The organism is Pyxidicoccus trucidator (assembly GCF_010894435.1).
GTDB lineage: Bacteria > Myxococcota > Myxococcia > Myxococcales > Myxococcaceae > Myxococcus > Myxococcus trucidator.
Map to the genome: position 1 here is coordinate 67,110 of NZ_JAAIXZ010000022.1, position 22,465 is coordinate 89,574.

The 22,465-nt window shown below is 70.9% G+C and carries 23 protein-coding genes; 12 read left to right on the top strand and 11 right to left on the bottom strand.

Annotated features, from left to right (window positions below; translation table 11 throughout):
• Positions 1–96: 96 nt before the first annotated feature.
• Positions 97–810: a hypothetical protein gene (locus G4D85_RS40760; RefSeq protein WP_164019666.1), complete on the top strand. Its 714-nt coding sequence runs from the start codon at positions 97–99 to the stop codon at positions 808–810.
• Positions 811–1,097: 287 nt separating this feature from the next.
• Positions 1,098–1,349, top strand: a complete 252-nt coding sequence (locus tag G4D85_RS40765; protein WP_240359795.1) for a hypothetical protein — start codon at positions 1,098–1,100, stop codon at positions 1,347–1,349.
• Between the two features lie 83 nt (positions 1,350–1,432).
• On the opposite strand, the gene G4D85_RS40770 is transcribed toward G4D85_RS40765, so the two are convergent.
• Positions 1,433–2,206 (bottom strand): DUF5953 family protein, encoded by a 774-nt coding sequence (locus G4D85_RS40770; RefSeq protein WP_338052941.1) that lies wholly within the window; start codon positions 2,204–2,206, stop codon positions 1,433–1,435.
• A 52-nt stretch (positions 2,207–2,258) separates the two neighbouring features.
• Positions 2,259–2,516 carry a DUF6310 domain-containing protein gene (locus G4D85_RS40775; protein ID WP_240359797.1) on the bottom strand — a complete coding sequence of 86 codons (258 nt, stop codon included), beginning with the start codon at positions 2,514–2,516 and terminating at the stop codon, positions 2,259–2,261.
• A gap of 120 nt (positions 2,517–2,636) precedes the next feature.
• Here G4D85_RS40775 and G4D85_RS40780 point away from each other — a divergent pair, with 120 nt between their 5' ends.
• Positions 2,637–3,977 carry a mechanosensitive ion channel family protein gene (locus tag G4D85_RS40780; protein ID WP_164019667.1) on the top strand — a complete coding sequence of 447 codons (1,341 nt, stop codon included), beginning with the start codon at positions 2,637–2,639 and terminating at the stop codon, positions 3,975–3,977.
• A 45-nt stretch (positions 3,978–4,022) separates the two neighbouring features.
• Here G4D85_RS40780 and G4D85_RS40785 read toward each other — a convergent pair whose 3' ends face one another.
• Complete coding sequence (locus tag G4D85_RS40785) at positions 4,023–4,415, bottom strand: hypothetical protein (RefSeq protein ID WP_164019668.1); 393 nt, start codon at positions 4,413–4,415, stop codon at positions 4,023–4,025.
• A gap of 189 nt (positions 4,416–4,604) precedes the next feature.
• On the opposite strand from G4D85_RS40785, the gene G4D85_RS40790 reads away from it, so the two are divergent.
• From G4D85_RS40790 to G4D85_RS40800, 3 genes are all read left to right on the top strand, one after another.
• Positions 4,605–5,561 (top strand): hypothetical protein, encoded by a 957-nt coding sequence (locus G4D85_RS40790; protein WP_164019669.1) that lies wholly within the window; start codon positions 4,605–4,607, stop codon positions 5,559–5,561.
• A 156-nt stretch (positions 5,562–5,717) separates the two neighbouring features.
• A complete protein-coding gene (locus G4D85_RS40795; protein WP_164019670.1) occupies positions 5,718–8,225 on the top strand; it encodes a PQQ-dependent sugar dehydrogenase in 2,508 nt (835 codons plus the stop codon).
• A 99-nt stretch (positions 8,226–8,324) separates the two neighbouring features.
• A complete protein-coding gene (locus G4D85_RS40800; RefSeq protein WP_164019671.1) occupies positions 8,325–8,636 on the top strand; it encodes a hypothetical protein in 312 nt (103 codons plus the stop codon).
• Between the two features lie 46 nt (positions 8,637–8,682).
• On the opposite strand, the gene G4D85_RS40805 is transcribed toward G4D85_RS40800, so the two are convergent.
• The 5 genes from G4D85_RS40805 to G4D85_RS40825 are packed head-to-tail and all read right to left on the bottom strand — an operon-like array spanning position 8,683 to position 13,315.
• The gene (locus tag G4D85_RS40805; RefSeq protein WP_164019672.1) at positions 8,683–9,942 is read right to left on the bottom strand and encodes a hydroxymethylglutaryl-CoA synthase family protein; all 1,260 of its coding nucleotides are present in this window, start codon (positions 9,940–9,942) and stop codon (positions 8,683–8,685) included.
• Positions 9,943–10,000: 58 nt separating this feature from the next.
• On the bottom strand, positions 10,001–11,038 hold the full coding sequence (locus G4D85_RS40810) for an alcohol dehydrogenase catalytic domain-containing protein (protein ID WP_164019673.1): 1,038 nt from the start codon (positions 11,036–11,038) through the stop codon (positions 10,001–10,003).
• Positions 11,039–11,085: 47 nt separating this feature from the next.
• Positions 11,086–11,826 (bottom strand): CoA-transferase subunit beta, encoded by a 741-nt coding sequence (locus G4D85_RS40815; protein ID WP_164019674.1) that lies wholly within the window; start codon positions 11,824–11,826, stop codon positions 11,086–11,088.
• Positions 11,823–12,620 carry a CoA transferase subunit A gene (locus G4D85_RS40820; protein ID WP_164019675.1) on the bottom strand — a complete coding sequence of 266 codons (798 nt, stop codon included), beginning with the start codon at positions 12,618–12,620 and terminating at the stop codon, positions 11,823–11,825. The genes G4D85_RS40815 and G4D85_RS40820 overlap by 4 nt, the downstream gene beginning before the upstream one ends.
• Positions 12,617–13,315 (bottom strand): TetR/AcrR family transcriptional regulator, encoded by a 699-nt coding sequence (locus G4D85_RS40825; protein WP_164019676.1) that lies wholly within the window; start codon positions 13,313–13,315, stop codon positions 12,617–12,619. Before G4D85_RS40825 ends, G4D85_RS40820 begins: the two co-directional genes overlap by 4 nt.
• A gap of 256 nt (positions 13,316–13,571) precedes the next feature.
• Here G4D85_RS40825 and G4D85_RS40830 point away from each other — a divergent pair, with 256 nt between their 5' ends.
• From G4D85_RS40830 to G4D85_RS40855, 6 genes are all read left to right on the top strand, one after another.
• The gene (locus tag G4D85_RS40830; RefSeq protein WP_164019677.1) at positions 13,572–14,411 is read left to right on the top strand and encodes a GC-type dockerin domain-anchored protein; all 840 of its coding nucleotides are present in this window, start codon (positions 13,572–13,574) and stop codon (positions 14,409–14,411) included.
• A gap of 452 nt (positions 14,412–14,863) precedes the next feature.
• The gene (locus G4D85_RS40835) at positions 14,864–16,975 is read left to right on the top strand and encodes a two-component system sensor histidine kinase NtrB (RefSeq protein WP_164019678.1); all 2,112 of its coding nucleotides are present in this window, start codon (positions 14,864–14,866) and stop codon (positions 16,973–16,975) included.
• Entirely contained in the window at positions 16,965–18,323 is a 1,359-nt protein-coding gene (locus G4D85_RS40840; protein WP_164019679.1) for a sigma-54-dependent transcriptional regulator, read from the top strand. Before G4D85_RS40835 ends, G4D85_RS40840 begins: the two co-directional genes overlap by 11 nt.
• A gap of 111 nt (positions 18,324–18,434) precedes the next feature.
• Positions 18,435–18,848, top strand: coding sequence for a DNA-binding transcriptional response regulator (locus G4D85_RS40845; protein WP_164019680.1), 414 nt, complete (start codon positions 18,435–18,437; stop codon positions 18,846–18,848).
• Positions 18,845–19,345 carry a DUF6232 family protein gene (locus tag G4D85_RS40850; RefSeq protein ID WP_240359798.1) on the top strand — a complete coding sequence of 167 codons (501 nt, stop codon included), beginning with the start codon at positions 18,845–18,847 and terminating at the stop codon, positions 19,343–19,345. Before G4D85_RS40845 ends, G4D85_RS40850 begins: the two co-directional genes overlap by 4 nt.
• A 311-nt stretch (positions 19,346–19,656) precedes the next feature.
• On the top strand, positions 19,657–20,622 hold the full coding sequence (locus tag G4D85_RS40855; RefSeq protein WP_164019681.1) for a ribokinase: 966 nt from the start codon (positions 19,657–19,659) through the stop codon (positions 20,620–20,622).
• Positions 20,623–20,638: 16 nt separating this feature from the next.
• Here G4D85_RS40855 and G4D85_RS40860 read toward each other — a convergent pair whose 3' ends face one another.
• Genes G4D85_RS40860 through G4D85_RS40870 form a run of 3 tightly spaced genes read right to left on the bottom strand, consistent with a single transcriptional unit; the run spans position 20,639 to position 22,432 of the window.
• Positions 20,639–21,634, bottom strand: coding sequence for a sulfotransferase family protein (locus tag G4D85_RS40860; protein WP_164019682.1), 996 nt, complete (start codon positions 21,632–21,634; stop codon positions 20,639–20,641).
• Positions 21,631–21,837, bottom strand: coding sequence for a Nif11-like leader peptide family natural product precursor (locus G4D85_RS40865; RefSeq protein ID WP_164019683.1), 207 nt, complete (start codon positions 21,835–21,837; stop codon positions 21,631–21,633). Before G4D85_RS40865 ends, G4D85_RS40860 begins: the two co-directional genes overlap by 4 nt.
• Positions 21,827–22,432: an aspartyl/asparaginyl beta-hydroxylase domain-containing protein gene (locus G4D85_RS40870; RefSeq protein WP_164019684.1), complete on the bottom strand. Its 606-nt coding sequence runs from the start codon at positions 22,430–22,432 to the stop codon at positions 21,827–21,829. The genes G4D85_RS40865 and G4D85_RS40870 overlap by 11 nt, the downstream gene beginning before the upstream one ends.
• Between the last annotated feature and the right edge of the window lie 33 nt (positions 22,433–22,465).

Below are 22,465 nucleotides of genomic sequence, written 5' to 3' on the forward strand. Positions count from 1 at the left end.
TCTGTCGTCGGGTGCTTCCGGGGGTTCGCCAATTTCTCAGGCAACTACAAAGGCCGGCGTCCGACAATCCATGTGACCAAGCAGGGGGAGAGTTCCTTGACCAAGATTCCGAAGGGGCCGTCGTTCATCAAGTACGAGACGCCCCGTCCGCCGGTGAAGCCGGGTGGACCCATGACGACGAAGGCGCTCGGTGAGGAGGGCAGCACCAAGCCGCCCCCGATGACCACCAAGGCGCTCGGGGAAGAGGGTGGCATCAAGCCGCCTCCGATGACCACCAAGGCGCTCGGTGAAGAGGGTGGCATCAAGCCGCCTCCGACGACGACGCTGGCCGTGGGCGAGGAGGGCGGTACGAAGCCGCCTCCGACGACGACGCTGGCGGTGGGCGAGGAGGGCGGTACGAAGCCGCCTCCGTCGACGACACTGGCCGTGGGTGAAGAGGGTGGCATCAAGCCGCCTCCGATGACCACCAAGGCGCTTGGTGAGGAGGGTGGCATCAAGCCGCCTCCGTCGACGACGCTGGCCGTGGGTGAAGAGGGTGGCATCAAGCCGCCTCCGTCGACGACGCTGGCAGTGGGCGAGGAGGGCGGCATCAAGCCTCCCCCGATGACGACGCTGGCCGTGGGCGAGGAGGGCGGCATCAAGCCTCCGGGCGGTGGCACCAAGCCGCCTCCGATGACCACGTTGGCCGTGGGCGAGGAGGGCGGCTTCAAGCCGCCTGACATCACGACCAAGGCGCTGGGCGAAGATGGTGGCTTCAAGCCGCCTCCGATGACCACGCTGGCCGTGGGCGAAGAGGGCGGCGCGAAGTAGCACTCAGCACGTCCCTGACTCGAAGCCGGGGAGACTCCGCTGTGCGCCCCTGGCCTCGCGGTCCGGCGGAACGCAGCGGAGTCCCGGTGACACGCAGGGGCTTCGCGGTGCGGCCCGCTCCGTTCGCGAAGCCACGCGCGTGCGAACCCGCAGGGCAGACCACGGACAGTGGCGGTCGGTGCTGCAGGTGATTGAGGAGCAGTCGCGGCAACATGCCAGTCGCGTCGCAATCGCGGACGCGGCCGTCGCAGTGACCTACGCGCGGCTCTGGAACTGCGGACACGCGGGTGTTGCAGTTCTTCCACCCGTCCGTTGACGCGTCCCTGTGCGACATCCTGATGGCGCTGGCCAACGGCGGCCGGCTGGAGATGCTTCACGAATCGCAGAGCTCCGGGGAGCCGCTGGCCGAGCTCCTGCTCGCGCGACGGCTTACCCACGCGGTGCTGCCCGCGAACGTGCTGCGAACGCTGAGTCCGAGCCGGTTCTCCGAGCTCCGGATGCTGATGAGCACAGGTGACGTGTGTCTGCCGGAGACCTGAAGGCAGTGGACGTCCTTCCATCGCTTCGTCAACGGCTCCGCCTGACGGAGGTGACGGTGGCCAGCGGGGGCCTCACGGTGGGCTTATTCCCACTGAAGCGGACCGTCCAATTTCCCTGCCGGGAACTTCCTTCGATCATCGCGTGGACTTCGAAGGGATGAGCGCCCGCCGATCTTCGGGAAACGATCATAGCCGCGCAGGAGCGCGTCGAGGTGCGCGGGATTATCGAGGTCGAGCGGAGCAGTCGTGAGACGAACAACCCATCCGTCTGTCGCAGTGCTCCGCGCCAGTGAGAGCAGGTCCTCGTCGCGCGAGTGATCCGGGAATCCGATGGCGCCCGCAGCAGCGGCCGACCAGTAGTTCAGCCACCCCAGGCGATGCGGAGTCTCAGGCGATGGGAGGTCCCACGGAAGCTTGAGAGCGGGCAGGCTCCGGGGCGGGTAGGGCGGCCCCTCCAACGTGGGGCTTGTCTGCTCCGCGATATCTCCCGCTGCGCGTCCGGGCGTTGCATGCCCCCATAGCGCGTGCGTGCATCCTGCCACCTGCTCCAGCAACTCCGCTGCAACCGAAAGGCCCGTCGCGTCCAGTGGCCACTCCGCATGGACCTCAAGAAAGCGCTGGCCGCACGGGTTCTGGCTGGTTGGCGGTTCCGACCAGGAGAGCGTCACGAGGTTGCTCTCATCGTCGTTGCAGATGAGTGGAAATGCCCCCTTTCGCGTATCTTCGGTGATCCACGCGTCGCGTCGCGGCAGGGGGAGGAACCGTCCCTCATTGGAAATCGTCCACCCCAGATGGAGGCCGGGGAAGGCGCGTTCCATCGCATGGACGACCGCCACCAGTCGGTTGTCGTCGGCCACGAGCGCGGGTGCGTAGACCCTGAGCAGGAGGGAGTCTCTCGGCTCTGCCATTTCAGCACCAGTCCATGACGACAATGTTGAGGGAAGGGTCTGATGCGCGCAGCGCCGCCCGGTGCGTTGCGCTTCGTACGCCGACAACGAATCCATACCTGCAGGCCTTTGCCAGGTCGCGTTCGCGCTGCAACTCATGCACCTGTTTTGCGATCACAATCTTTCGGAGGGCGGCTGTGTACGTGTCGAAGTTGTCGGTCTTGACCTCCCACAGCACGCCCCTGGCGGTTTGCATCGCGTCGAAGCGCTTGCCGCGCACGGACCCGCCGTGTCACGCAACATCCGCGGGGTCGGGCAGGCTGGACGGGGGACCCATCATGCCGTATAGTTTGAACTCAAACTATATGGCCTAGAAGGGCCTTCACTCGAAACGGAACCCATGCGCCGCGCCTCCCTCCTCCTCGTGTTGCTGCTGTCCTCCCTGCCGGCGCTCGCGCTCGAAGCGTCCCCGGAGGTGGCACGAGCCGAGGCAGGACTCCAGGCGCCCACCGCCCCGCCGGCCATCGACCTGCTGTCCACCTCGCAGGGCCTGGCGCTGCGTGAGTCGCTGCCTTCAGTCCTCTTCACGCGTCCGTTCGGTGTGGTGGAGCTGTGGCAATGGCTGGGGCTGGCGCTGGTGATGGCGGCGGGCTGGCTGGCGGGACGCGCCCTGGAGGGCGGGGTGCTCCGCATGGCGGTCCGTGCCACGGGGCTGACGAAGTCGGGCTGGGATGACCAGCTCGCGGCCTCGGGCCGGGGGCCCCTCCGCTACCTGCTGTTCGCGGTGGTGGTGCTGTCAGGCGCGCTGGCGCTGCGGCTTCCTCCTCCCGCGGGGCACGTCATCCAGGTCGGCGGGCACTCGGTGGTCATCGCCACCGTGGCGTGGTTCCTGCTGCGCTTCGTGAAGCTGGCCTCGCGCTTCGTGGAGCAGACCGTCGCCCAGGAAGCGAACAGCGCGGACGTGGCCCGCGCGCGGGGACTGCGCACGCAGCTCGCGGTGCTCCGGCGCGTGACGGAAGTCGTGGTCGCCCTGGTGGCCGCGTCGCTGCTGCTGCTCCAGTTCGAGGCGGTGCGCAACGTGGGGGTCTCGCTGCTCGCGTCGGCGGGCCTGGCGGGCCTGGTCATCGGCCTGGCGGCGCAGAAGTCCATCTCCACGCTGCTGGCCGGCATCCAGCTCTCCATCACCCAGCCCGTGCGCATCGGCGACACCGTCATCGTGGAGAACGAGTGGGGCTGGGTGGAGGAAATCACGCTCACCTACGTGGTGGTGAAGGTCTGGGACTTGCGGCGGCTCGTGATTCCGATGACGCACTTCCTGGACAAGCCCTTCCAGAACTGGAGCAAGGTGTCGCCCGACATCATGGGCACGGTGGAGCTGTACGCGGACTTCCGCACCGACGTGGTGGCGGCCCGCGCCGAGCTGAAGCGGGTGCTGGAGCACGAGTCCCTGGGACTGTGGGACGGCAAGGTGCAGGGGCTCCAGGTGACGGACTGCACCGAGCGGACGATGAAGCTGCGGGCGCTGGTGAGCGCCGCGGACTCGGGGAAGGCGTGGGACTTGCGCTGCCTGGTCCGCGAGAAGCTCATCGGCTGGCTGCGGGGCCAGCCTCACGGACTTCCGCTGCTGCGCGCCGAGGCGAACCTCGAGCAGCTTCACCAGCCCGTGCTGTCGCGCATCGCGCCCGCGCTGCCCCCCGGCCGGCCGGAAGGCAGTCTCCTCGCCGGCCGTTCCCCGGAGTGAGTCCGCGTGGGAGGGGGGCTCCCGCGGGAGCCCTCGTGCGGCCCCTCAGTCCCTCCGCTTCTTGAGGAGGAAGGCATCCGCGAAGCCCTGCACGCGGGCCTGCGGCTTCGAGAAGATGAAGGTGATGACGCTCACCTTCCGCTCCGCGTACACCATCGCCAGCTCGGCGATGGCGCGCACGTCATGGGTACTGACGGGGCTGTAGCGGTAGCGCTCGGGCTTCCCTCCGTCGCTGACGAGCAGACCGCCAGCGGTGAGGTCCTCCATCCGCGCGGCCGAGGACTCTTCATTGATGCGCAGCTCCAAGGCCACCTCTGCCGCGGTCCACTCCCGCTCCGTCCGAGTCCGAAGCAGGAGGAGAACCTCCAGCTTCTCGAGGGAGTCGATGTGCGCCATGAGGAAGCCCTGGACCCGCTCGTTCAGGGCGGCGTCAGTCACGGGTCTACCTATGGGTATAGATACTTTGAGCGTCAACTAATTCCAGCATTGGCGTGTTCGCTACGCAATTCGGGGCCAGCCAGGGAGGGGAGGGCTGGTGGGGCTGTCCTCCATCCCTCCTGGTTGCCCTGGCGGAGTCCCGTCCGCACCCTGAAGTGAGGTGCATTGCCTGGAAGGACGCGGTGATGGATGGGGAACGAGCGGCGCGCGGGTCCTATTGAGGCGCTTCGAAACCTGGTCCTGGCGCTCGAACGGCTGGTGGCCAAGGAGGCCGTGAGCGGCGCGGTGAGCGGCGCTGCGGACGGGCTGCGCCACGAGATTCCGGAGGTCGACGGCCAGCTGGCCAGCCTCGTCCAGGACGCGCTCACGCTGATGGGGCGGCTGGTGCACGAGGCGGCCGAGGGAGAGCGCGGCGTATCCGGAGAGCTGGCCCATACGCTCGCGGCCTCGGCGATGCAGGGCGCGCTGGAGGTGCTGGAGCAGGAGTGGCAGAACGGCGGCCTGCCCTTCCACGGGTTGATGGTGCGCCTCAACCTCCTCTTCAACGAGGCAGTGGAGTTCGCCCACAGCCGCACCGATGAGATTCGCGCTCCGGGAGACAGGGCCGCGGCCATGGCGCGGGGCGTGGTGCGGGCGGCCACGGAGGAGCTTCACACCGCCGTGCCGAAGCTGGCCGAGGACGCGCGGTGTTTCGCCCCGCTGGGAGCGGAGGTCGCCGCGAAGGTGGGGCGGGGACTCGTCGAGGGCATCGAGTCGAAGCTGCGCGAGGACTCGGCCTCGCTGACGGGCCTGCTGGAGCGAGTGGGCCGGGTGCTGGTGCGCGGGCTGGCGACGGGAATCCGCGAGGAACTGACGCGCAGCCCGGCGGCGTCCACCGAGGCGCTGGGCGCATCGCTGGAGAAGCTCGCCGAGCGCACCGCCGCCGCCACCGTCCGGGGCGCGGGTGGAGCGCTGGAAACGCAGGGGCGTCGATGGAGCAAGGGCCTGCGACGCGAGCGGCTCGTTCGAGAGGTGGGCCGCGAGCTCACGGGCGGCGTGCTGGAGGCCGTCGAGGCGATGCTGCGCCGGCCGGTGATGGCCGTGGTGGGCGCGGGGAGCGCGCTGGTGGTGGTGTCGCTCCTGGCCGTGCGCTGGCGCACCGCATAGGACTCCATGGGCAGCCAGGGGTGATGCGCGGGTGACGCCGTCGCCCCGGCGCGCCCGCAGGTGGTGACAGAGACCCAGGGCCGGAGTGCCCCTGGTCTGGCCCGGTGGAGACACCAGCTTCCGGCCACCCTCGCTGTCCCCCTTCGCGGAGTGTTCATGCGCGTTCCGGGCCGCAAGTCACGCGGGAGCGTGACCTGTCTGTTCGTCTGTCTTGCGTGGAGCTTTCTGGCGGATGCCCAGCCCTGGCGTCCGAGTCCCGGGCGTGGGTCCGGCCTCGCCTGGGACCCCGGCCTCGCGCTCCCCGGCGGCTTCGCGCAGGAGGTCGTCGTCTCCGGCCTCGCGTTCCCGACCGCGTTCGCGGCACTGCCCGACGGGCGCATCCTCATCGCGGAGAAGGCTGGCGTGGTCCGCCTCTTCGAGGACGGCGAGCTGCGGCCCACGCCATTCATCGACCTCCGTGAGCAGGTGAATGCCCACCATGACCGCGGGCTCCTCGGCCTCGCGGTAGACCCCGCCTTCGCGACGAACGGCTACGTCTACCTGCTCTACACCTACGACGACGATGCCGACGATGACCCGGGCCCCAAGACGGCGCGCCTCGCGCGGTACACGGCCGAGGGAGACACCGCCGCTCCTTCCAGCGAGCGCGTCCTGCTGGGCACCGTGGTGGGCAATTCCTGCAATGACTTCCCCCACGGCACCGACTGCATCCCCTCCGACAGTGCGTCCCACTCCGTGGGCAACGTCCGCTTCGCTCCGGATGGCACGCTCTTCGCGACGCTGGGAGACGGGGCCCGCTTCGACGGAGTCGACGACGATGCCCTGCGGGCCCAGGACCTCCACTCGCTCGCGGGCAAGGTGGTGCGTATCACCCCTCTGGGCGAGGGGCTGCCGTCGAACCCGTTCTGGACGGGAGACGCTGGCGCCAATCGCTCGAAGGTGTGGGCCTACGGGCTGCGCAATCCGTATCGGTTCAACCTGCGCCCCGACACGGGGACTCCCTACCTGGGCGATGTCGGCTGGGGCACCTACGAGGAGATCAACGTCGCGAGCTCGGGCGCCAACCTCGGCTGGCCCTGCTACGAGGGCCCCTTCCGCCAGCCCGGGTATGAGACCCGGATGGTCTGCCAGGCCCTCTATGGGCGGGGCCCGTCCGCCGTGAAGCCGCCTCTGTATGTCTGGGGCCGTGAAGCTGGCCGCACGTCCACTGGCGGGGCCTTCTACACGGGCGCGGCGTATCCGGCGGAGTGGCGCGGTGCCTACTTCTTCGGCGACTACAGCGCGCAGTGGATTCGCGCCCTGCGGGTCGACGCGGACGACAACCTCATCCCCGACAGCGTGGCCACCTTCGCTACCGACGTGGGCGGGCTGGTCGGACTCGACGTCGGGCCCGACTCCAACCTCTTCATCGTCGACATCCTCGCGGGAGAGCTGCGCCGGCTCCGCTACACGGAGGGCAACACGCCCCCGACCGCAGTGGCCTCCGCCACGCCGAGCCACGGAAGCCTGCCGCTCCACGTCCAGTTCTCCAGCGAGGGCTCCAGTGACGCGGATGGAGATGCCCTCCAGTACACGTGGGACTTCGGAGATGGCAGCCCGCCTTCGCACCTCACCCATCCGGAGCACACCTACGACATGGCCGGCCTCTTCACGGCAACGCTGAGCGTGAGCGACGGACGGGGCGGCAGTCACTCCGTCAGCCTCCCCATCGCCGCGGGCAACCATCCCCCCGTCGTCTCCATCACCGCCCCCTCACCGGAGTACCGGTTCCGCGTGGGGGAGGTGGTGGCCTACGCGGGCTTCGCGAGCGACCCGGAGGACGGCCCCATTCCGGACGACCAGCTGTCCTGGACGCTCACCCTCCAGCATTGCAACGGGGTGGACTGCCACGCCCATCCCTACGCCACCAGCACGGGCCCGAGCGGCACGTTCACCATCGCGGACCACGGGGACGAGGTCTACTTCGAGCTCACCCTCACCGCGACGGACTCGGCCGGCCTGACGGGGTCGACGACGGTGAGCGTGCACCCCTGGACGGTCCAGGTGCGGCTGGAGACCTCGCCTCCCGGGATGGAGCTGGTGTTCGATGGCAGGTCCCTCCCGGCCCCCTTCATCCGCACGGTCATCGTCGGTTCCACTCACACCCTTCATGCTCCCTCACCCCAGGGGGATGCCGTCTTCCACAGCTGGGAGGACGGCGGGGCAGGGGAGCGGGAAATCGTGGTTGGGACGACCGGCGCCACGTACACGGCTCGCTTCGTGCCCGACGCTCCACCCGACTGCCCACAGGGCATGTACCGGGCGGAGTACTTCAACAACACGGGGCTCGCGGGCGCGCCCGCGCTGGTGCGCTGCGAGTCCGCACCGCTCTCCCATGACTGGGGTCAAGGCAGCCCTTCACCGCTCTGGGTGAAGGCGGACGGCTTCTCGGTGCTGTGGACCGGGTGGTTCTACCTGCCCTCGGGCGGCTACTTCTTCGCCGCGGAGGCGGATGACGGCGTGCGGGTCTACGTGGATGGGACTCGCATCATCAATGGGTGGAAGGACCAGGCGCCCACCACGTATGTCACCTGGCGCTACCTGCGCTCGGGGATGCACCGCGTCGTCATGGCGTACTACGAGAACGGCGGGGGCGCCGTGGCGCGGCTCCAGTGGTGGCGGTGAGGCGCTGCCTTCCCGGGAGCTGGCAGCCTGCCCGCCTGCTCGGCGGACGACGGGCCTCCCTTCCGGGCGGGTTTCGTGTCCGATGGCTACCGTGCTCCCATGTCCCGGCTCTTCTACTCGCGGCGAGCGGAGCGCCAGCTTCAGCGGCTCGCGGGTGAGGTGCGCGTGCACCTCGAGACCCACCTGGAGAACCTGACGCTCCTGATGGGAAGCGCCGTGCCGCTGGCGCAGTTCCTGGCCCGCCTGGAGCGCGAGGAGGACGGCTTCGTCACCACGGTGGAGGGCGTGCGCGTCTCCTTCGCCCTCGACACCGTGCTGCGCGTCCTGCTCGTCCACTGCATCGAGCCGCTCGCCGACGACAAGCGGGCGCCGGGAGCTATCGGCCTCCACGGCGCCCTGCCGGCGACCTAGTGGGCACCCCGCGAGCGCGGCCGCCGGGTGCGCGCAGGGCAGGGACTCAGGCCGTCCCTTCGACGTACAGCCGCCGGTGCTCGCGAATCTCCTGGAGCCGGAAGGCGCCGGGGGGCGGAGCGACGGGCTCGGGCGCGTCCGGGGGCAGCTTCATCAGCCGCTCGTACTCCTCCACGGAGACGCGCTCGCGCCTCGCCAGCACCGTTTCCAGGTCCGCGCGCGCCATCCGCTCCGCGGCCTTCTCGCCCACGGTGCCGGAGTAGAACTCGGCCATGCAGCCGCTGCCGTACGACAGCAGGCCGATGCGCTGCCCGGCGAGCCAGGCGCCCTCTCGCTGGAGCAGGCCCGCGAGCGCCAGGTAGAGCGACGCCGTGTACACGTTGCCGATGCGCGCGTTGAGCCCCAGCGACGTGGCCACCTGCGCGTCGTAGCTGGCCTGGGACTTCGCCACCTCCTCGCGCGCCTCCGGCGTCCCGGGCCCCGGGCCCACCGCGTCCTCCAAGTCACACAGCCGCAGCTGCGTGTGCGCCTTGCGCGCCATCTTGCAGAAGGGCACGTGGTAGGCGATGCGCGCGAGCTGCTCGCCGGGCATCGTCCCCGACCAGCGCACCAGTCCGGCCGCGAGCGCCTTCTCGCGCCAGCCCCGGTACGCGCCCGACAGCGCCTCCAGGTAGCAGCTGATGGAGTAGTGCCCGTCCACCAGCGCCTCCCGGCGGCCCACGGGCCTCCAGAAGTCGTACACGTCCATCGTGCACACGCCATTGAGCCCCACGTCCAGCGCCAGCAGGTCGGGCTGCTCGGAGACCAGCAGCGCCACCGCGCCGCCGCCCTGCGTGGGCTCGCCCGCGGTGTTCAGCCCGTACCGGGCAATGTCCGAGCACACGACGATGGCCACCTTGCCCGCGCCCGCGCCCGAGGCAATCCACTCCACCGCCGCCATCAGCCCCGCGGTGCCGCCGTAGCACGCGTGCTGCGTGTCATACGTGCGCATGGTGCGCGGCAGCTTCAGCAGCCCCTGGACGTGCGAGGCGACGGGCTTGGAGTGGTCGATGCCCGTCTCCGTGCCCACCACCAGCATGCCGATGCGCGACGGGTCCACGTCCTGCTGGCGAATCAGCCGCGCCGCGGCCGTGGCGGCCAGGGCCACCGTGTCCTCGCCCGGGTCGTTGACCGCCATCTCCTTCGCGCCCAGGCCCGCGGTGAACTTCGCCGGGTCCACCCCGCGCGCCCGCGCCAGGTCCTCGATGTCCACGTACCGGGACGGCACCGCCACCGCCAACGCTTCGATTCCAACGCGCCTTTTCATCGCACTCCTCGATTCCGCTTCGAGCTCCGAATCCGTGTCACCGGGCCGCCGCTGTCACTCACGCCTCGGGCGGCACCAGCACCAGCCGGCCCGCCACCTCACGGTTCTCCAGCCGGAAGTGCGCCCGCGCCGCCTCCACCAGCGGCACCTTGTCCGTGACGAACTGGCGCACGCCGTCCGTGGCCGTCAGCCGCAGCGCCTCGTCCAGCTCCTGCTGGGTGGTGGCGTACGCGCCGAGGATCTCCAGCTCCTTGACGATGACGAGCCCCGGGTTGAGCTGCACCAGCCCCGACTCCAGGTTGCCCACCACCACCACGCGGCCACCGGGCGCCATGGACTTCAGCGTCTGGTCGAAGGTGGCGCTGCCGACGATTTCAACCGCCACGTCCACGCCCGCGCCCTTGGTGCGCTTGCGCACCTCCGCCGCGAAGTCCAGTCCGCGAGACATGATGACCTCGTCCGCGCCCGCCTCCTTCAGCGCCTGCACCTTGGCCTCGCCCGACGTCACGGCGATGACGCGTGCTCCGTCCAGCTTCGCGAGCTGCACCGAGGACAGGCCCACGCCGCCGCTGGCGCCGGTAATCAGCACCGTCTCGCCCGCGCGGACCTTCGCCCGCGTGCGCACCGTGTGCACCGCCGTGCCCGTGGTGCAGCACACCGTGGCGGCCTCTGCCCAGGGCAGCGACGCGGGCACCCGGCCCAGCCCGGCCACCGGCGCCACCATGAACTGCGCGTAGCCGCCCGGCAGCTCCTCGCCGAAGAAGCGGTTGTCGTTCTTGCACAGGCTGTTGCGTCCAATCTTGCAGAGCGCGCACTCGCCGCACGACAGGCGCTGCAGCGTGGCGGCGCGGTCGCCCGTCTTCCACCCCGGCGTGTCCGGGCCCACGTCCACCACCTCGCCCGCCGCCTCGTGGCCGAGGATGGCGGGGACGCTGGTGCGCGGCAGGTTGCCCCGGCGGTTGATGACGTCGTGGTAGCAGACGCCACACGCGTGGACCTTCAGCAGCACCTCTCCGCGCCCTGGCTTCGGCACGGGGACGTTCTCCATCTTGAGATTGCCTGCCTCACCAAAGCTGCGCAGAACGACAGCCTTCATCTCCATGCCTCCGTGATTCCAGAATCCGATGTGAGCAGCGGGGTGTGTCAGGTGCCGACGAGCTGATCTCGCTGGCCGCGAGAGTCGATGGCGCGGATGGCCGCGAGCGTGCGCGCGTCCGGTAGCGGGGTGACGGGGAGCGACTCCGGCACGCTGAACGCGAAGCCGGTGCGCTCGGCGATGCTCTCCTCCGTCGCCCAGGGGTGGCGCGCCAGCAGCCGGGCTCCGGCGGAGCCCAGCTCGAAGACGCCCAGGTCGGAGATGAGCGTCACCGACCGGCGAGGGTCTCTCGTGGTGGCCACCTGCACCACGGGCACCAGGTTGCGGCGCGACTGCCGGGGCACCAGCAGCACCGGCCGCCGCACCCACTGCCGCAGCGTGGCCGCGCCCGCCACTCCGGGGAACTTCGTCCTCGGCCGGTCCAGGCTGCCGCTGGCCGTCATGTTGGTGCAGCCGGCGCCATCCACCTCGGCCGCGCCGAAGAAGACGGTGTCCACCCGGCCGCGCCGCGCATGGTCGAAGAGGTCCGGAATGGTGACTTCCGCCGAGCGGCCCTCCAGGTAGCCCAGGTCCTCTGAGGAGGGGAGCAGGGTGGGGAGGTCCGGATCCAACGAGCCCACGCAGGCCAGGTACGTCAGGCCCGGCGCATGCGTGGCCCGCGCCACCGCAATCGCGAGGATGGCCAGCGGCGAGGCCACGCCCGTGGCCACCACGGCGCCATCGTCAATCTGCCGCGCCAGCAACGAGACCACCGTCTCCGCCGGAGTGATGTCAGGGGACGCACTCATGCAGCCCTCCGCGCCATCAGCGGTTCCAGGAACTCGGCCTCGCGGCCCGCCTCGGCCAGCGCGAGGTAGCGCGCCAGCATGGCGTCGTCGTGCGGGTACAGGCCCACGCAGCCAGAGGGCAGTGCCCCGCCCGGGGAGAGGACGAGGCGGTCCACCTGGAAGCCCGGCACGGTGACGCGGGGCAGCCTCGCCACGCGCTCCTCCACCGTGGCAATCACCCGCCGCGCCGCGCCGGCCACCAGCAGGTCCGTCGTCGGGTCCTCCATGTACAGGTTGCCGCGCTCGTCCGCGGCGCGCGCGTGGATGAGCGCCACGTCCGGGTAGAAGGCCGGCTCCACCGCGACGGGCTGTCCTGTGAAGGGGTCCATGACGATGCGCGGCGGCTCCGCCTCGGCCAGCTCCGACACCTCCGCGTCCGGCGCGGGGATGAAGGGCAGGCCCATGGACGCGGCCCGCAGCCGCTGCACGACGCGGTAGCCGTCATGCTCGCGCCAGGAGACGGTGCCCGCCTCCATGGCCCGCTTGAGGCAGGGCATGGGCCGCACGCGGCCTTCCAGGCTGAGCGCGGCGAAGGCGATATCCACGCGCGCAAGGCAGCCACCCGCGACGAGGAACTCCGCCGGCAGCGGGTTGGGCAGCGAGATGAGGCCCAGCTTCCGCTTGCCCTGGGCAATCAACTCCATCACCAGCGCCATGGGCGCGCGGCCGAGCATGAAGCCCCCGGTGGCCAGCGACGCGCCGTCGGGGATGGAGGACACCGCCTCCTCCAGCGAGCACCAGCGCGCCGTCTTCACGTCGGCTCCTTCGTGCCGGAGCCGGAGTCCGTTCCCGTCGCCGGGGTGGAGCGCGGGACGACGCGCAGGGACGACGTGCCCGGCTGGCCCTCCACGGCCGCCGCGACGATGGGCGGGAAGAGCATGTCCACCATGCCCTCGGCGATCTGCTCATCCGAGAGCCGCCCGTCCGGCTTGAACCACTTGTAGACCCACAGCACCATGCCCAGGAACGAGAAGGCGCCGATGGTGGGGTCCACGGGGCGGATGCGGCCCTGCTGCGCGGCCTGCGCGAAGGCCTCCTCCAGGAAGTCCACGTACTTCTTCTTCCGGGCGTCGATGAACGCGCGCGCCTCGCCGGTCAGCGTGGCGTGCTCGTGGAGGATGATGATGACCTCCTTGCTCCACCCTCGCGTCACCAGGAGGATGTTGTGGCGCATGCACGCGCGCAGCCGCTCCACCGGGTCTTCGATGTGCTGGACGCGTGAGAGCACCTGCTCCTCGAACACGTCCATCCCGTAGTTCATGATGGCGAAGAGGAGCTGCTCCTTGTTCTGGATGTGGTGGTAGAGCCCCGCCTTCGTCATCCGGCACGCGGCGGCGATCTCCTGCATCGAGGTCCCCTCGTAGCCCCGCTCGCAGATGAGCCGCGCAGACGTCTCGAGGATGGCCCGGTACCGCTCTCCCTCATCCGGCTTCCGCCCGCTGGTCGTCACGTGTGTCCCTTCCCTTGCGGCTGTCGCCAGCCATGGCAAACCACGACCTACCGACCGGTAGGTAGCATCACGCAACGCAGGGTGTCAATCCTGGGTGTGTGGGTCCATTCGCCAAGGGCGCCTGAAGTCTCCAAGGAATTTCAGGGAGTTACGGCAGGGTGGGGACGAGAGAAGGCGTTACCCGATTGGCAGGGAGGGTGTCAGGCGGACTGCCTATCGTTCGCGCCTCACCCCCTCACCCAGCCTGGAGCAACCCATGCGTCACATCCCCCTGTGGGCCGGTGCCATCCCCCTGTTCGCGGCCGCTTCCGCGCACGCCCAGTTCATCACCCCCGTGGAAGGCACCCGCTCGGTGTCCGCCAACATCTCCGCGACGGACAACGGCACGAACATCGTCGACTCGGACACGCGGCGCACGGACGGCTTCGAGGACTTCAGCGAGTGCCTGGAGCTGAAGGCCAGCACGAGCCCGCAGTACGACGACACGCACAGTCACGTGGACGCCAACGGCTCCGGCACGGAGACCTCGAAGATCACCGGCTCGCGCATCACCGCGTCTGTGTCCGCCACCGCCGAGGGCGTCTCGCAGACCTCCTCCGCGCGCGGCTACGCCACTGGCAACGCGGACTTCTACCTGACGTTCCAGGTCAACCGCTTCGCTCGCTACACCGTGGCCGGCGATGCGAATGCCGCTTCGGTCGGCAACTCCTATGGCGGCTCCGCGGCGCTGGTCCACATCGCCAGCCTGACCACCGGCGTGCCCGTCCTTTCCATCGACATCGGCAATACGGACTCGGACTCGGTGCGCCGCCGGGGCTGGGTGAACGCGGGGCCGTACACGCTGCAGGGTGACGTGTCGGCGCTGGTGGACGCGAAGAACAATCTCTCCGGCACGGCGTCCGCGTCGTGGACGATGGACTTCCAGCTGTTCTGCCCGTCCGACTACGATGTGAATGGCACCGTGAATACCGCGGACCGGGATGCGTTCCTCAGCGCCTGGAACGCGGGCAGCCTGGACGCAGACGCGGACGGCAACGGCACCGTGAACGCCACGGACCGCACCACGTTCCTGCTGGCGTACGGCGCGGGCTGCTGAGCCTGGAGCGGCGGGCAGGCGGGCGACGCTCGGCTTTGCCCGCCACCTGTGCCCTTACTCCCCGCCAGCCTCCGGACTGCCTCCGGCGGCGCAAGGGCTCTACCTCTGCACGTGCAGAGGTGAGGGGGCCAGTCGCCACTTCAAGGGCTCTACCTCTGCACGTGCAGAGGTGAGGGGGCCAGTCGCCACTTCAAGGGCTCTACCTCTGCACGTGCAGAGGTGAGGGGGCCAGTCGCCACTTCAGGGGGCTCTGCCTCTGCACGTGCAGAGGTGAGGGGGCCAGGTCGCCCCCCAGGGGCTCTACCTCTGCACGTGCAGAGGTGAGGGGGCCAGGTCGCCCCCCAGGGGCTCTACCTCTGCACGTGCAGAGGTGAGGAGCCTGGCCGCCACTCAAGGGCTGAAGCGGCTTCGATGGCAGCGGAAGAGGGGAGCGCGGTAAGACTCTCCGGCCCATGCGGTACGCCCTCCTGCCCATCCTGCTGCTGTGCGCCGCGCTCACCAGCGTGGGTCTGGGCGTACTCACTCTGCTGGAGAGCAACCGCGCGGCGCTGGCACGCCAGTTCGCGGTGGACCGGCAGGCCCAGCTCGACGAGGCCACGCGCGGGGTGTCGGAGACGCTGGAGGACGTGGGCGAGGACCTGCGCTTCGCGGGCGAGCTGCTCTCCCAGCCCGGCAGTGACGCCGAGCACCGGCGCGAGCTGCGCGCCCTGCTGGAGGCGGTGGGGCAGTACAAGATCATCGTCGCCTACGACGCGGAGGGCCGGGAGCGGCTGCGCCTGCTGGACCGGCGCACAGGCAAGCAGATGGCGCGAGGCACCGTGCTCCCGCAGATGACGGAGGCGGCGAAGCGCGCCCTGCAGCGACCTCCCGGGGACATCACCACGTCCCCGCCACTCGGGGAGCCCCAGGGCTGGCTGCGCGTCATGGCCACCGCGCTGCCCGTGGCGAAGGGACGGCCCGCGGGCGCCGTGGCGGTGCTGGTGGACACGGAGTCCTTCTTCACGCCCCTGCGCATCGTCACCTCGGACCCGGAGGCGCGCCTGCTGCTGGTGGGCGCCATGGGCCAGCCCATGTCCGCCAGTGATGCCACGCTCGCGGACTGGTACCGCCGGCTCGACGCGGAGTGGATGCTCGTCCCCAGCTTCGCGTCCATGGCCGCGCGGATGAAGGAAGGCGAGCGCGGCACGCTCCCACTGGGCGAAGAGGAAGCGGAGCGGCTGGGGCTCGGGCGCGCCGAGGCCGTTGCCGTCTTCACCCCCATCCGTCTCCGGGGCGGCAGCAGCTGGGCGGCGGCCACGCTGGTGTCCACCGCCGCACTCCGCTCGCACGAGCAGGGGCTCATCTGGCGGCTGTCCGGCGCGGCGCTGCTCGTCGCACTGTTCCTGTGCACGTTCGCCGTGTACGTCGTGCTGGCCCAGCGCCGCGCCGGCGCGCTGCGGGAGAGCCGGCGCCATGCGGACCAGCTCGCCCACCTGCATGACAAGACGCAGAAGATTCTCGACCACATTCCCGCCGGGGTGCTCGCGCTCACCGAGGATGGCCGCATCAGCGCCGTGAATCAGGTGCTGCGCGCCCGCATGCCGGAGCAGGCCGTCGGGGTGCCCCTGGCCGCCGCCTTCCCCCAGGCCCCCGAGCCGGTGGTGACGCGGCTGCGCGCGCTGGTGGACGCCGCCACCGGCGAGTCCCGCCCCCACAGCCTCCTGGGCGAGCCCCTGGCCCTCTTCGGAGACGAGGGCCGGTTCAACCTCCACGCGGTGCCGCTGGAGGCGAGAGATCCGGACGTCCGCACGCTGCTGGTGGTGGAGGACCTGAGCAACGTGCGCGCCCTGGAGACGCAGCTATTGCGCGCGGAGAAGCTGGCCACGGTGGGCGTGCTCGCGGCGGGCATCGCCCACGAGATTGGCACCCCGCTGGGCGTGGTGCGTGGGAGGGCGGAGTACGTGCTGGGCAAGCTGGGACAGGCGCACCCTCAGGGGCCCGGGCTGGCGGTCATCATCGAGCAGATAGACAGGGTGAGCCGCACGCTGCGGCAGCTCCTGGACTTCTCGCGGCTGCAGCGCACGGCGGTGCGGCCGGTGGGGCTGGGGCCCATCGTCCGCGACGTGTACGAACTGCTGCGTGTGGAGGCGGAGCGCCGCCGCGTGCACCTGGAGTTCGACGTCCCCGACACGGTGCCGCCCCTGGCCGCGGATCCGGACCAGCTCCAGCAGGTCTTGGTGAACCTGGCGCTCAATGCGTGTGACGCGTGCGCCCCCGGAGGGCGGGTGCGGCTGTCGGCCTCCGCGCCGGATGGCTTGGAGACGGGGACGTGGGGGCTGGTGACGCTCACCGTGCGGGACGACGGCTGCGGCATCCCTCGCGAGAGCCTCAACCAGGTGTTCGACCCGTTCTTCACCACCAAGAAGCGGGGGCAGGGCACGGGGCTGGGCCTGACGATGGTGGCCCACGTCGTGCGCAATCATGGTGGCCGCATCGAGCTGGAGAGCGAGCCGGGCCAGGGCACCTGCGTCACCGTGCTGTGGCCCGCCACGACGGCCGCCGCTGAGGAGCGACATGCCAGCTGAGGGACGCATCCTGGTCGTCGATGACCACGTGGAGATGGGGCGCATGCTGCGCGACCCGCTCACCGACGAGGGCTACACCGTGGACCTGGCCACGGGCGGCGAGGAGGCCATTCGCCTGGCGCGCTCGCGCCTCTATGACGCGGTGCTGAGCGACTTGCGCATGGAGAAGGTGGACGGCCTGGACGTGCTGCAGGCCGTGCACGCGGTGGACCCCGAAGTTCCGGTGCTGGTGATGACGGCCTTCGGGGGCGTGGAGAGCGCGGTGGAGGCGATGAAGCGCGGCGCCTACCACTACTTCACCAAGCCCTTCCGGCTGGACGAGGTGCTCGTCTTCCTGCGGCGCGCGCTGGCGGAGCGCCGGCTGCGCGCGGAGAACCGGGCCCTGCGCCAGGCGGCGGCCGAGCGCAGCAGCCTGGGCGCGCTGGTGGGCCGCAGCGCGCCCATGCGGGCCCTGTACGAGCTCATCGGACGGGTGGCGCACTCCGGCGCGGCGGTGCTGCTGCGCGGCGAGAGCGGCAGCGGCAAGGAATTGGTGGCTCGCGCACTCCACTTCGAGGGGCCTCGCGCCGCCGCGCCCTTCGTGGCCGTCAACTGCACCGCGCTGCCGCACCACCTGCTGGAGAGCGAGCTGTTCGGCCATGTGAAGGGCTCCTTCACCGGGGCCACGTCGGCCCGGCGCGGACTCTTCGTGGAGGCGGACCGGGGCACGCTCTTCCTGGACGAGATTGGCGACATGCCCATGGAGCTCCAGGCCCGCCTGCTGCGCGTGCTGGAGGACGGCGAGGTGCGCGCGGTGGGCGCGGACGCCAGCCGCACCGTGGACGTGCGCATCGTCGCCGCCACGCATCAGGACCTGGAGGCGCGCGTGCGCGAGGGCCGCTTCCGCGCGGACCTCTTCTACCGACTCAACGTCGTCACCCTGCGCCTGCCCGCGCTGCGCGAGCGCCGCGAGGACATTCCCCTGCTGGTGGAGCACTTCGTCACCCGCGCCCGCGCCCGCAACCCGCGCTCGCGGGTGCAGGCCCTGGCCCCCGACGTGGTGAGCGCCCTGGCCGCCATGCCGTGGGCGGGCAACGTGCGCGAGCTGGAGAACCTGGTGGAGCGGCTGGTGGTGCTCGCACCCGGGGAGACGGTGGGCCTGGAGGACCTGCGCCCACACCTGCCCCCCGAGGCTCCGGAGTCACAGCCGCTGGCGCTGGCGCAGCAGGAGCTGTGGTCCCTGCGCCGCCTGGAGGCCGAGTACATCGCCTGGATGGTGGCGCGCTGCGGTGGCAACAAGACGCGCGCCGCTGAACTGCTGGGCATCGATGTGTCCACCATTCATCGTCGCGAGCGGGAGCGCGGGTAGGGGGCGTGGCAATCCGCCATGCCGGGCTGGCGGGATGCCACGGTGCGCGGGCGTCCTGCCACGGCATCAGGGGCACGGCGCCTGGGCATGGGCATTGCTTGATTCCACGAGGTGGAGTCCCCGCGCACAGCCCGCGCCTTCCTCCTGGGAGGTGACGCCTCGCTCAGCTCGCTCCTGGCGGACGTGCTGGGAGAGCTGGGCATCGCCGTGGAGCTGGACGGGGGCGCACTGACGGTGCGCCCCGACCTCGCGCTGGTGCACGTGGAGCGGGGCGCCAGCATCCAGCGGCTGCTGTGGCGGGCGCGGGAGGTGACGGGCGATGGGCCCATCATCGTGTTGGTGCCCTTCGCCGACGAGCGCCTGGTGCAGCTCGCCATCCGCCTGGGCGCGCGTGACTGCTTTGCCCTGGGCCGTCCGCTGGACGAGCTGCGCCGCGTACTGCTCGCGCACCTGCCCGGCTCACAAGGCTCCGCCTTCACTTCTTCCGGCGGGGCCGAGCCGCCAACCTCAGGAGACGACCCATGATGAAGCCACAGGCCACGTTCCCTCGACTCGTGCCCCACGCGTTGCCCCGGCGCCCGGTGGCGGTGGCGCTTCCTCCCGCCGAGGCCCCCCTCTTCCAGGAGCACGGCGTCCTCGTCACCGCCGAGCGCGTCGTGGCCCGGGGCCGGAGCCAGCCCCTCGCCGACGTGCTGGGCGTGGAGTCCGTCCGCCACTCGCCTCGCCTGGGGCCCGTGCTGGCCACGCTCGCGCTGGCCGTGAGCGTGGGGTTGCCGATGCTCTCGGCCCTGTCCGTCGCCGCGACGGCGGGGAGGGGCTTCTACGAGGCCGCGCTGGTGGTGCTCGCGCTGGTCGTCTTCGGCTCCATCGCCCGGCTCGTTCTCGCGGAGGACTCGTACCAGGTGGTGCTGCGCACGCGGGACGGCGCCTGGCGGGTGCTCTCCAGCGCCGAGTCCCGCACCACCACCCGGTTGGTGGAGCGGCTCCAGGACGCGGTGGCCGCGGCAGCGCGGCGGCGTTGATGCCCACGCTCGCGGTCATCGACGGGCCTGCCATGCGGGCTCGGTCGCCCGTGGTCTCCCAGGACTGACGTCCCACGTGCGGGTCCGGGCGCGCCTGCCTGCCGTGCTCTTTCGGGCGTGCCAGCGAGGAAGCCCCGGGTGCATTGGCCGGGAGCGGAGCAGCGGGCCTGTCCTCTGGGGGCTCGCGCTGGCGACATGCATACCTTGAGGGCTGTCGCATGTCCTCGTGGTGCCCGGACTCCCCGGCATGGGGAGGGGCGGTCAGGTCTCGTCTCCCAGGACGCCGCGCGGGCCAACTGAGGAGGAGCGCCATGCCAGTGCGCGAGCGGGCCGACATCGTCGTGGTCGGTGGAATCAACACGGACTTCCTCGTGCAGGGCCCCCGCCTGCCTGCTCCCGGCGACAGCGTGCAGGGACATCTCTTCCTGGAGAGCCTTGGAGGGAAGGGCGCCAACGGGGCCGTGGGTGCGGCGCGGCTGGGCGCGCGCGTGGCGCTGGTGGGGCGCGTGGGCATGGATGCGCGCGGGCTCGCGCTGCTGGAGCAGCTCGAAGGGGAGGGCGTGGACATTGGCGCGGTGGCGAGAGACCCCACCGCGATGACTGGAGTGGCGCTGGAGATGGTGGACGAGGAGGGCCAGCGGCAGAGCCTGGCCGCACCCGGTGCGAACCTCTGTCTGAAGCCCTCGGACATCATGAGCGCGGAGGAGCGCATCTCCGCCGCGCGGGTGCTGCTGGTTCAACTGGAAGTGCCGATGGGGGCGGTGAGCGCCGCGGTCCACCACGCCCGGGCGGCCGGCACGCACGTGGTGTTGGATCCGGCTCCCGCCATGTCCCTGCCCGAGGATTTGCTGGAGGCCGTCCACGTCATCCGCCCCAACGCGGAGGAGGCCGAGGCCCTCACGGGCGTGGAGGTCCGGGACCGGGACTCGGCCCGGCGCGCGGCGGAGAACCTGCTTCGGCGAGGCGTGGGAGGCGCGGTGGTGGCCTCGCCGGATGGAAGCCTCGTGTTGTCCTCCGAAGGCGAGCTGTGGCTGCCAGACCTGTCCCTGGAGCGCGCGGACACCACCGGCGCGGGGGATGCCTTCTGTGCGGCGCTCGCCGTCGCGCTGGCGGAGGGCAGGTCCCTGGCGGAGGCGGCGCGCTTCGCGCACGAGGCGTCGGCACTGGCGACGATGCGCCTGGGCGCCCTCGCAGGGCTGCCCATGCGCGACCAGGTGGAGTCCCGCCTCGCGCTGCTGGGGCCGCGGGGACTGTGGACCGAGTCGGCGCCGCTGTGAGGCCGCGCGCGGCCGTTCAGCCCCGAAGTCGCTCGGCCTCTAGCGCCTCATGGACGGGGCGCACCCAGCGCTCCGCCATCTCCCGTGAGAGTCCGCTGACCCGGCGGGCCTTGTCCTCGGTGTCGTCCGCGAAGGGAACCACGGGGTTCTTCGCATCGCGCTCCGCTGCCTCGCGCAGGCGCTCGGCGTCCTCCGGCGTCAGCTCCAGTCCGAAGAGGTCCGTCAGGAGCGCCAGGCCGTCCGGCTGGAGCCGCCGATAGTCCAGCAGCCGCGCCGGCCCCTGGCGCTCCCGGTAGCCGTGCAGTCCCGCCTCGCAGATGCGGGCCAGGACGCGGGCGCCGTACTCCTCCAGCGGCATGCCCTCCAGCGCGCCACGTTCGAGCCCGAGCAGCGCGGGCTCCAGCATGCCCGGCACCATGTGCGCGCCCCGGTGGTTCTGATGCGACGCCATGACCTCCACCGGGTCGCGGTAGAGGAACAGCCACGGCACGTCCGGAAACGCGCGCTGGAGCAAGGGCAGCTCCAGCACGTGCCACGCGTCCAGCTTGAGGAAGACCGCCTCCTCCTCGGGATGGCGCCGCTGGCCGAGCGCTCCCACCACCGCGCGGAGCCACTCCACCCGCTGCGCCTCCGTGACGCCCGGCAGGCGCAGGTGCGAGCGCAGCACCGTGTCCACCGGGCCGGGCTCGGACAGGACGACGTGTCTCGGGAGTGCCGCCAGCAGCTGCGCCGCCAGCGTGGAGCCGCACCGGGACATGTGGAACACGAGCCCCCGCACCGGCAGCCCGGGCCGCGCGGCGTTGCGCGCCACCAGCTCCTCCATCGACGTCTGGTGCCGGAAGAGCAGCGCGAAGGGATGGCGGAGCCGGCGCTCCAGCGTCTGGTCGAAGAACGGGTCCGTGAAGCGCTGTGCCCCCAGGTGGCACCAGTCCACCCGGAGCGCACGCTCCTCCACGTGGACGCGGCCGGGCACCCAGCCGTCCAGGCGCGTGTCGTCCTTCCCTCCGCTCATACCCACCGCCCCAGCCATTCCCGGCGCGCGGTGCGCAGGGTCTCCCGGAGCTCCTCGGCGGTGAAGTGACAGCCCCGCTCCTCGCCGAGCTGCGTCGCCAGCGCGATGAACCCCGGAACGTCCGTCGTCTCCCTCAGCGCCTCTTGCAGCGCCGGGTCCTCCAGGACGAGCCGGCGGAAGCGCTCGAAGTCGTCAGGCGGCATCGGCGGACTCGCGCGCTTGCTGTGCCACGGCGTCGGCGAAGACGGCGCGCAGCCAGTCATTCACCACGCAGTCCAGCACCAGGTGCACGCGGTCCGTGGCGCTGGCGTTCTCCACCCGGTGCGGGAGGTTGAAGTTGAGATACCAGCACTCACCCGGCAGCAGCACCACGCGCCGGCCCGCGAGGAAGAAGGCCACGTCCGGGTGGGTGACGATGGGGATGTGCAGCCGCACCTCGCCGTCCTCGAAGCCCAGGTTGTAGTCGGTGTGCTCGCGGATGTTCGCCCCCGCCGCGAGCTTCAGCAGCCGCGCGGAGCCGATGGAACACTGGAACTCGGCCAGTGCCTCCCGGAAGGCGGGGCACCGTCCCAGTAGCGGCGTGTCCGCGTAGCGCTCCAGCCCGGTGGGGTCGGGATAGATTCGCCCCTCGGTGCCGCCAATGGAGCGCAAGGGCACGCCGCTCCACTCACCCTCGTATTGGCGCTTGTTGAAGTGCGGCACCCAGATGTCAGGCCCCAGCCGCGCGAGGTCTTCCTGGAGCCGGGCCGCGTCGAAGTGGAACGGCAGGCGGAGTCGGTCGGGCACGGTGAACGGCATGGGGGGCTCCTCTTCCGCGGGACGCGCGGAAGC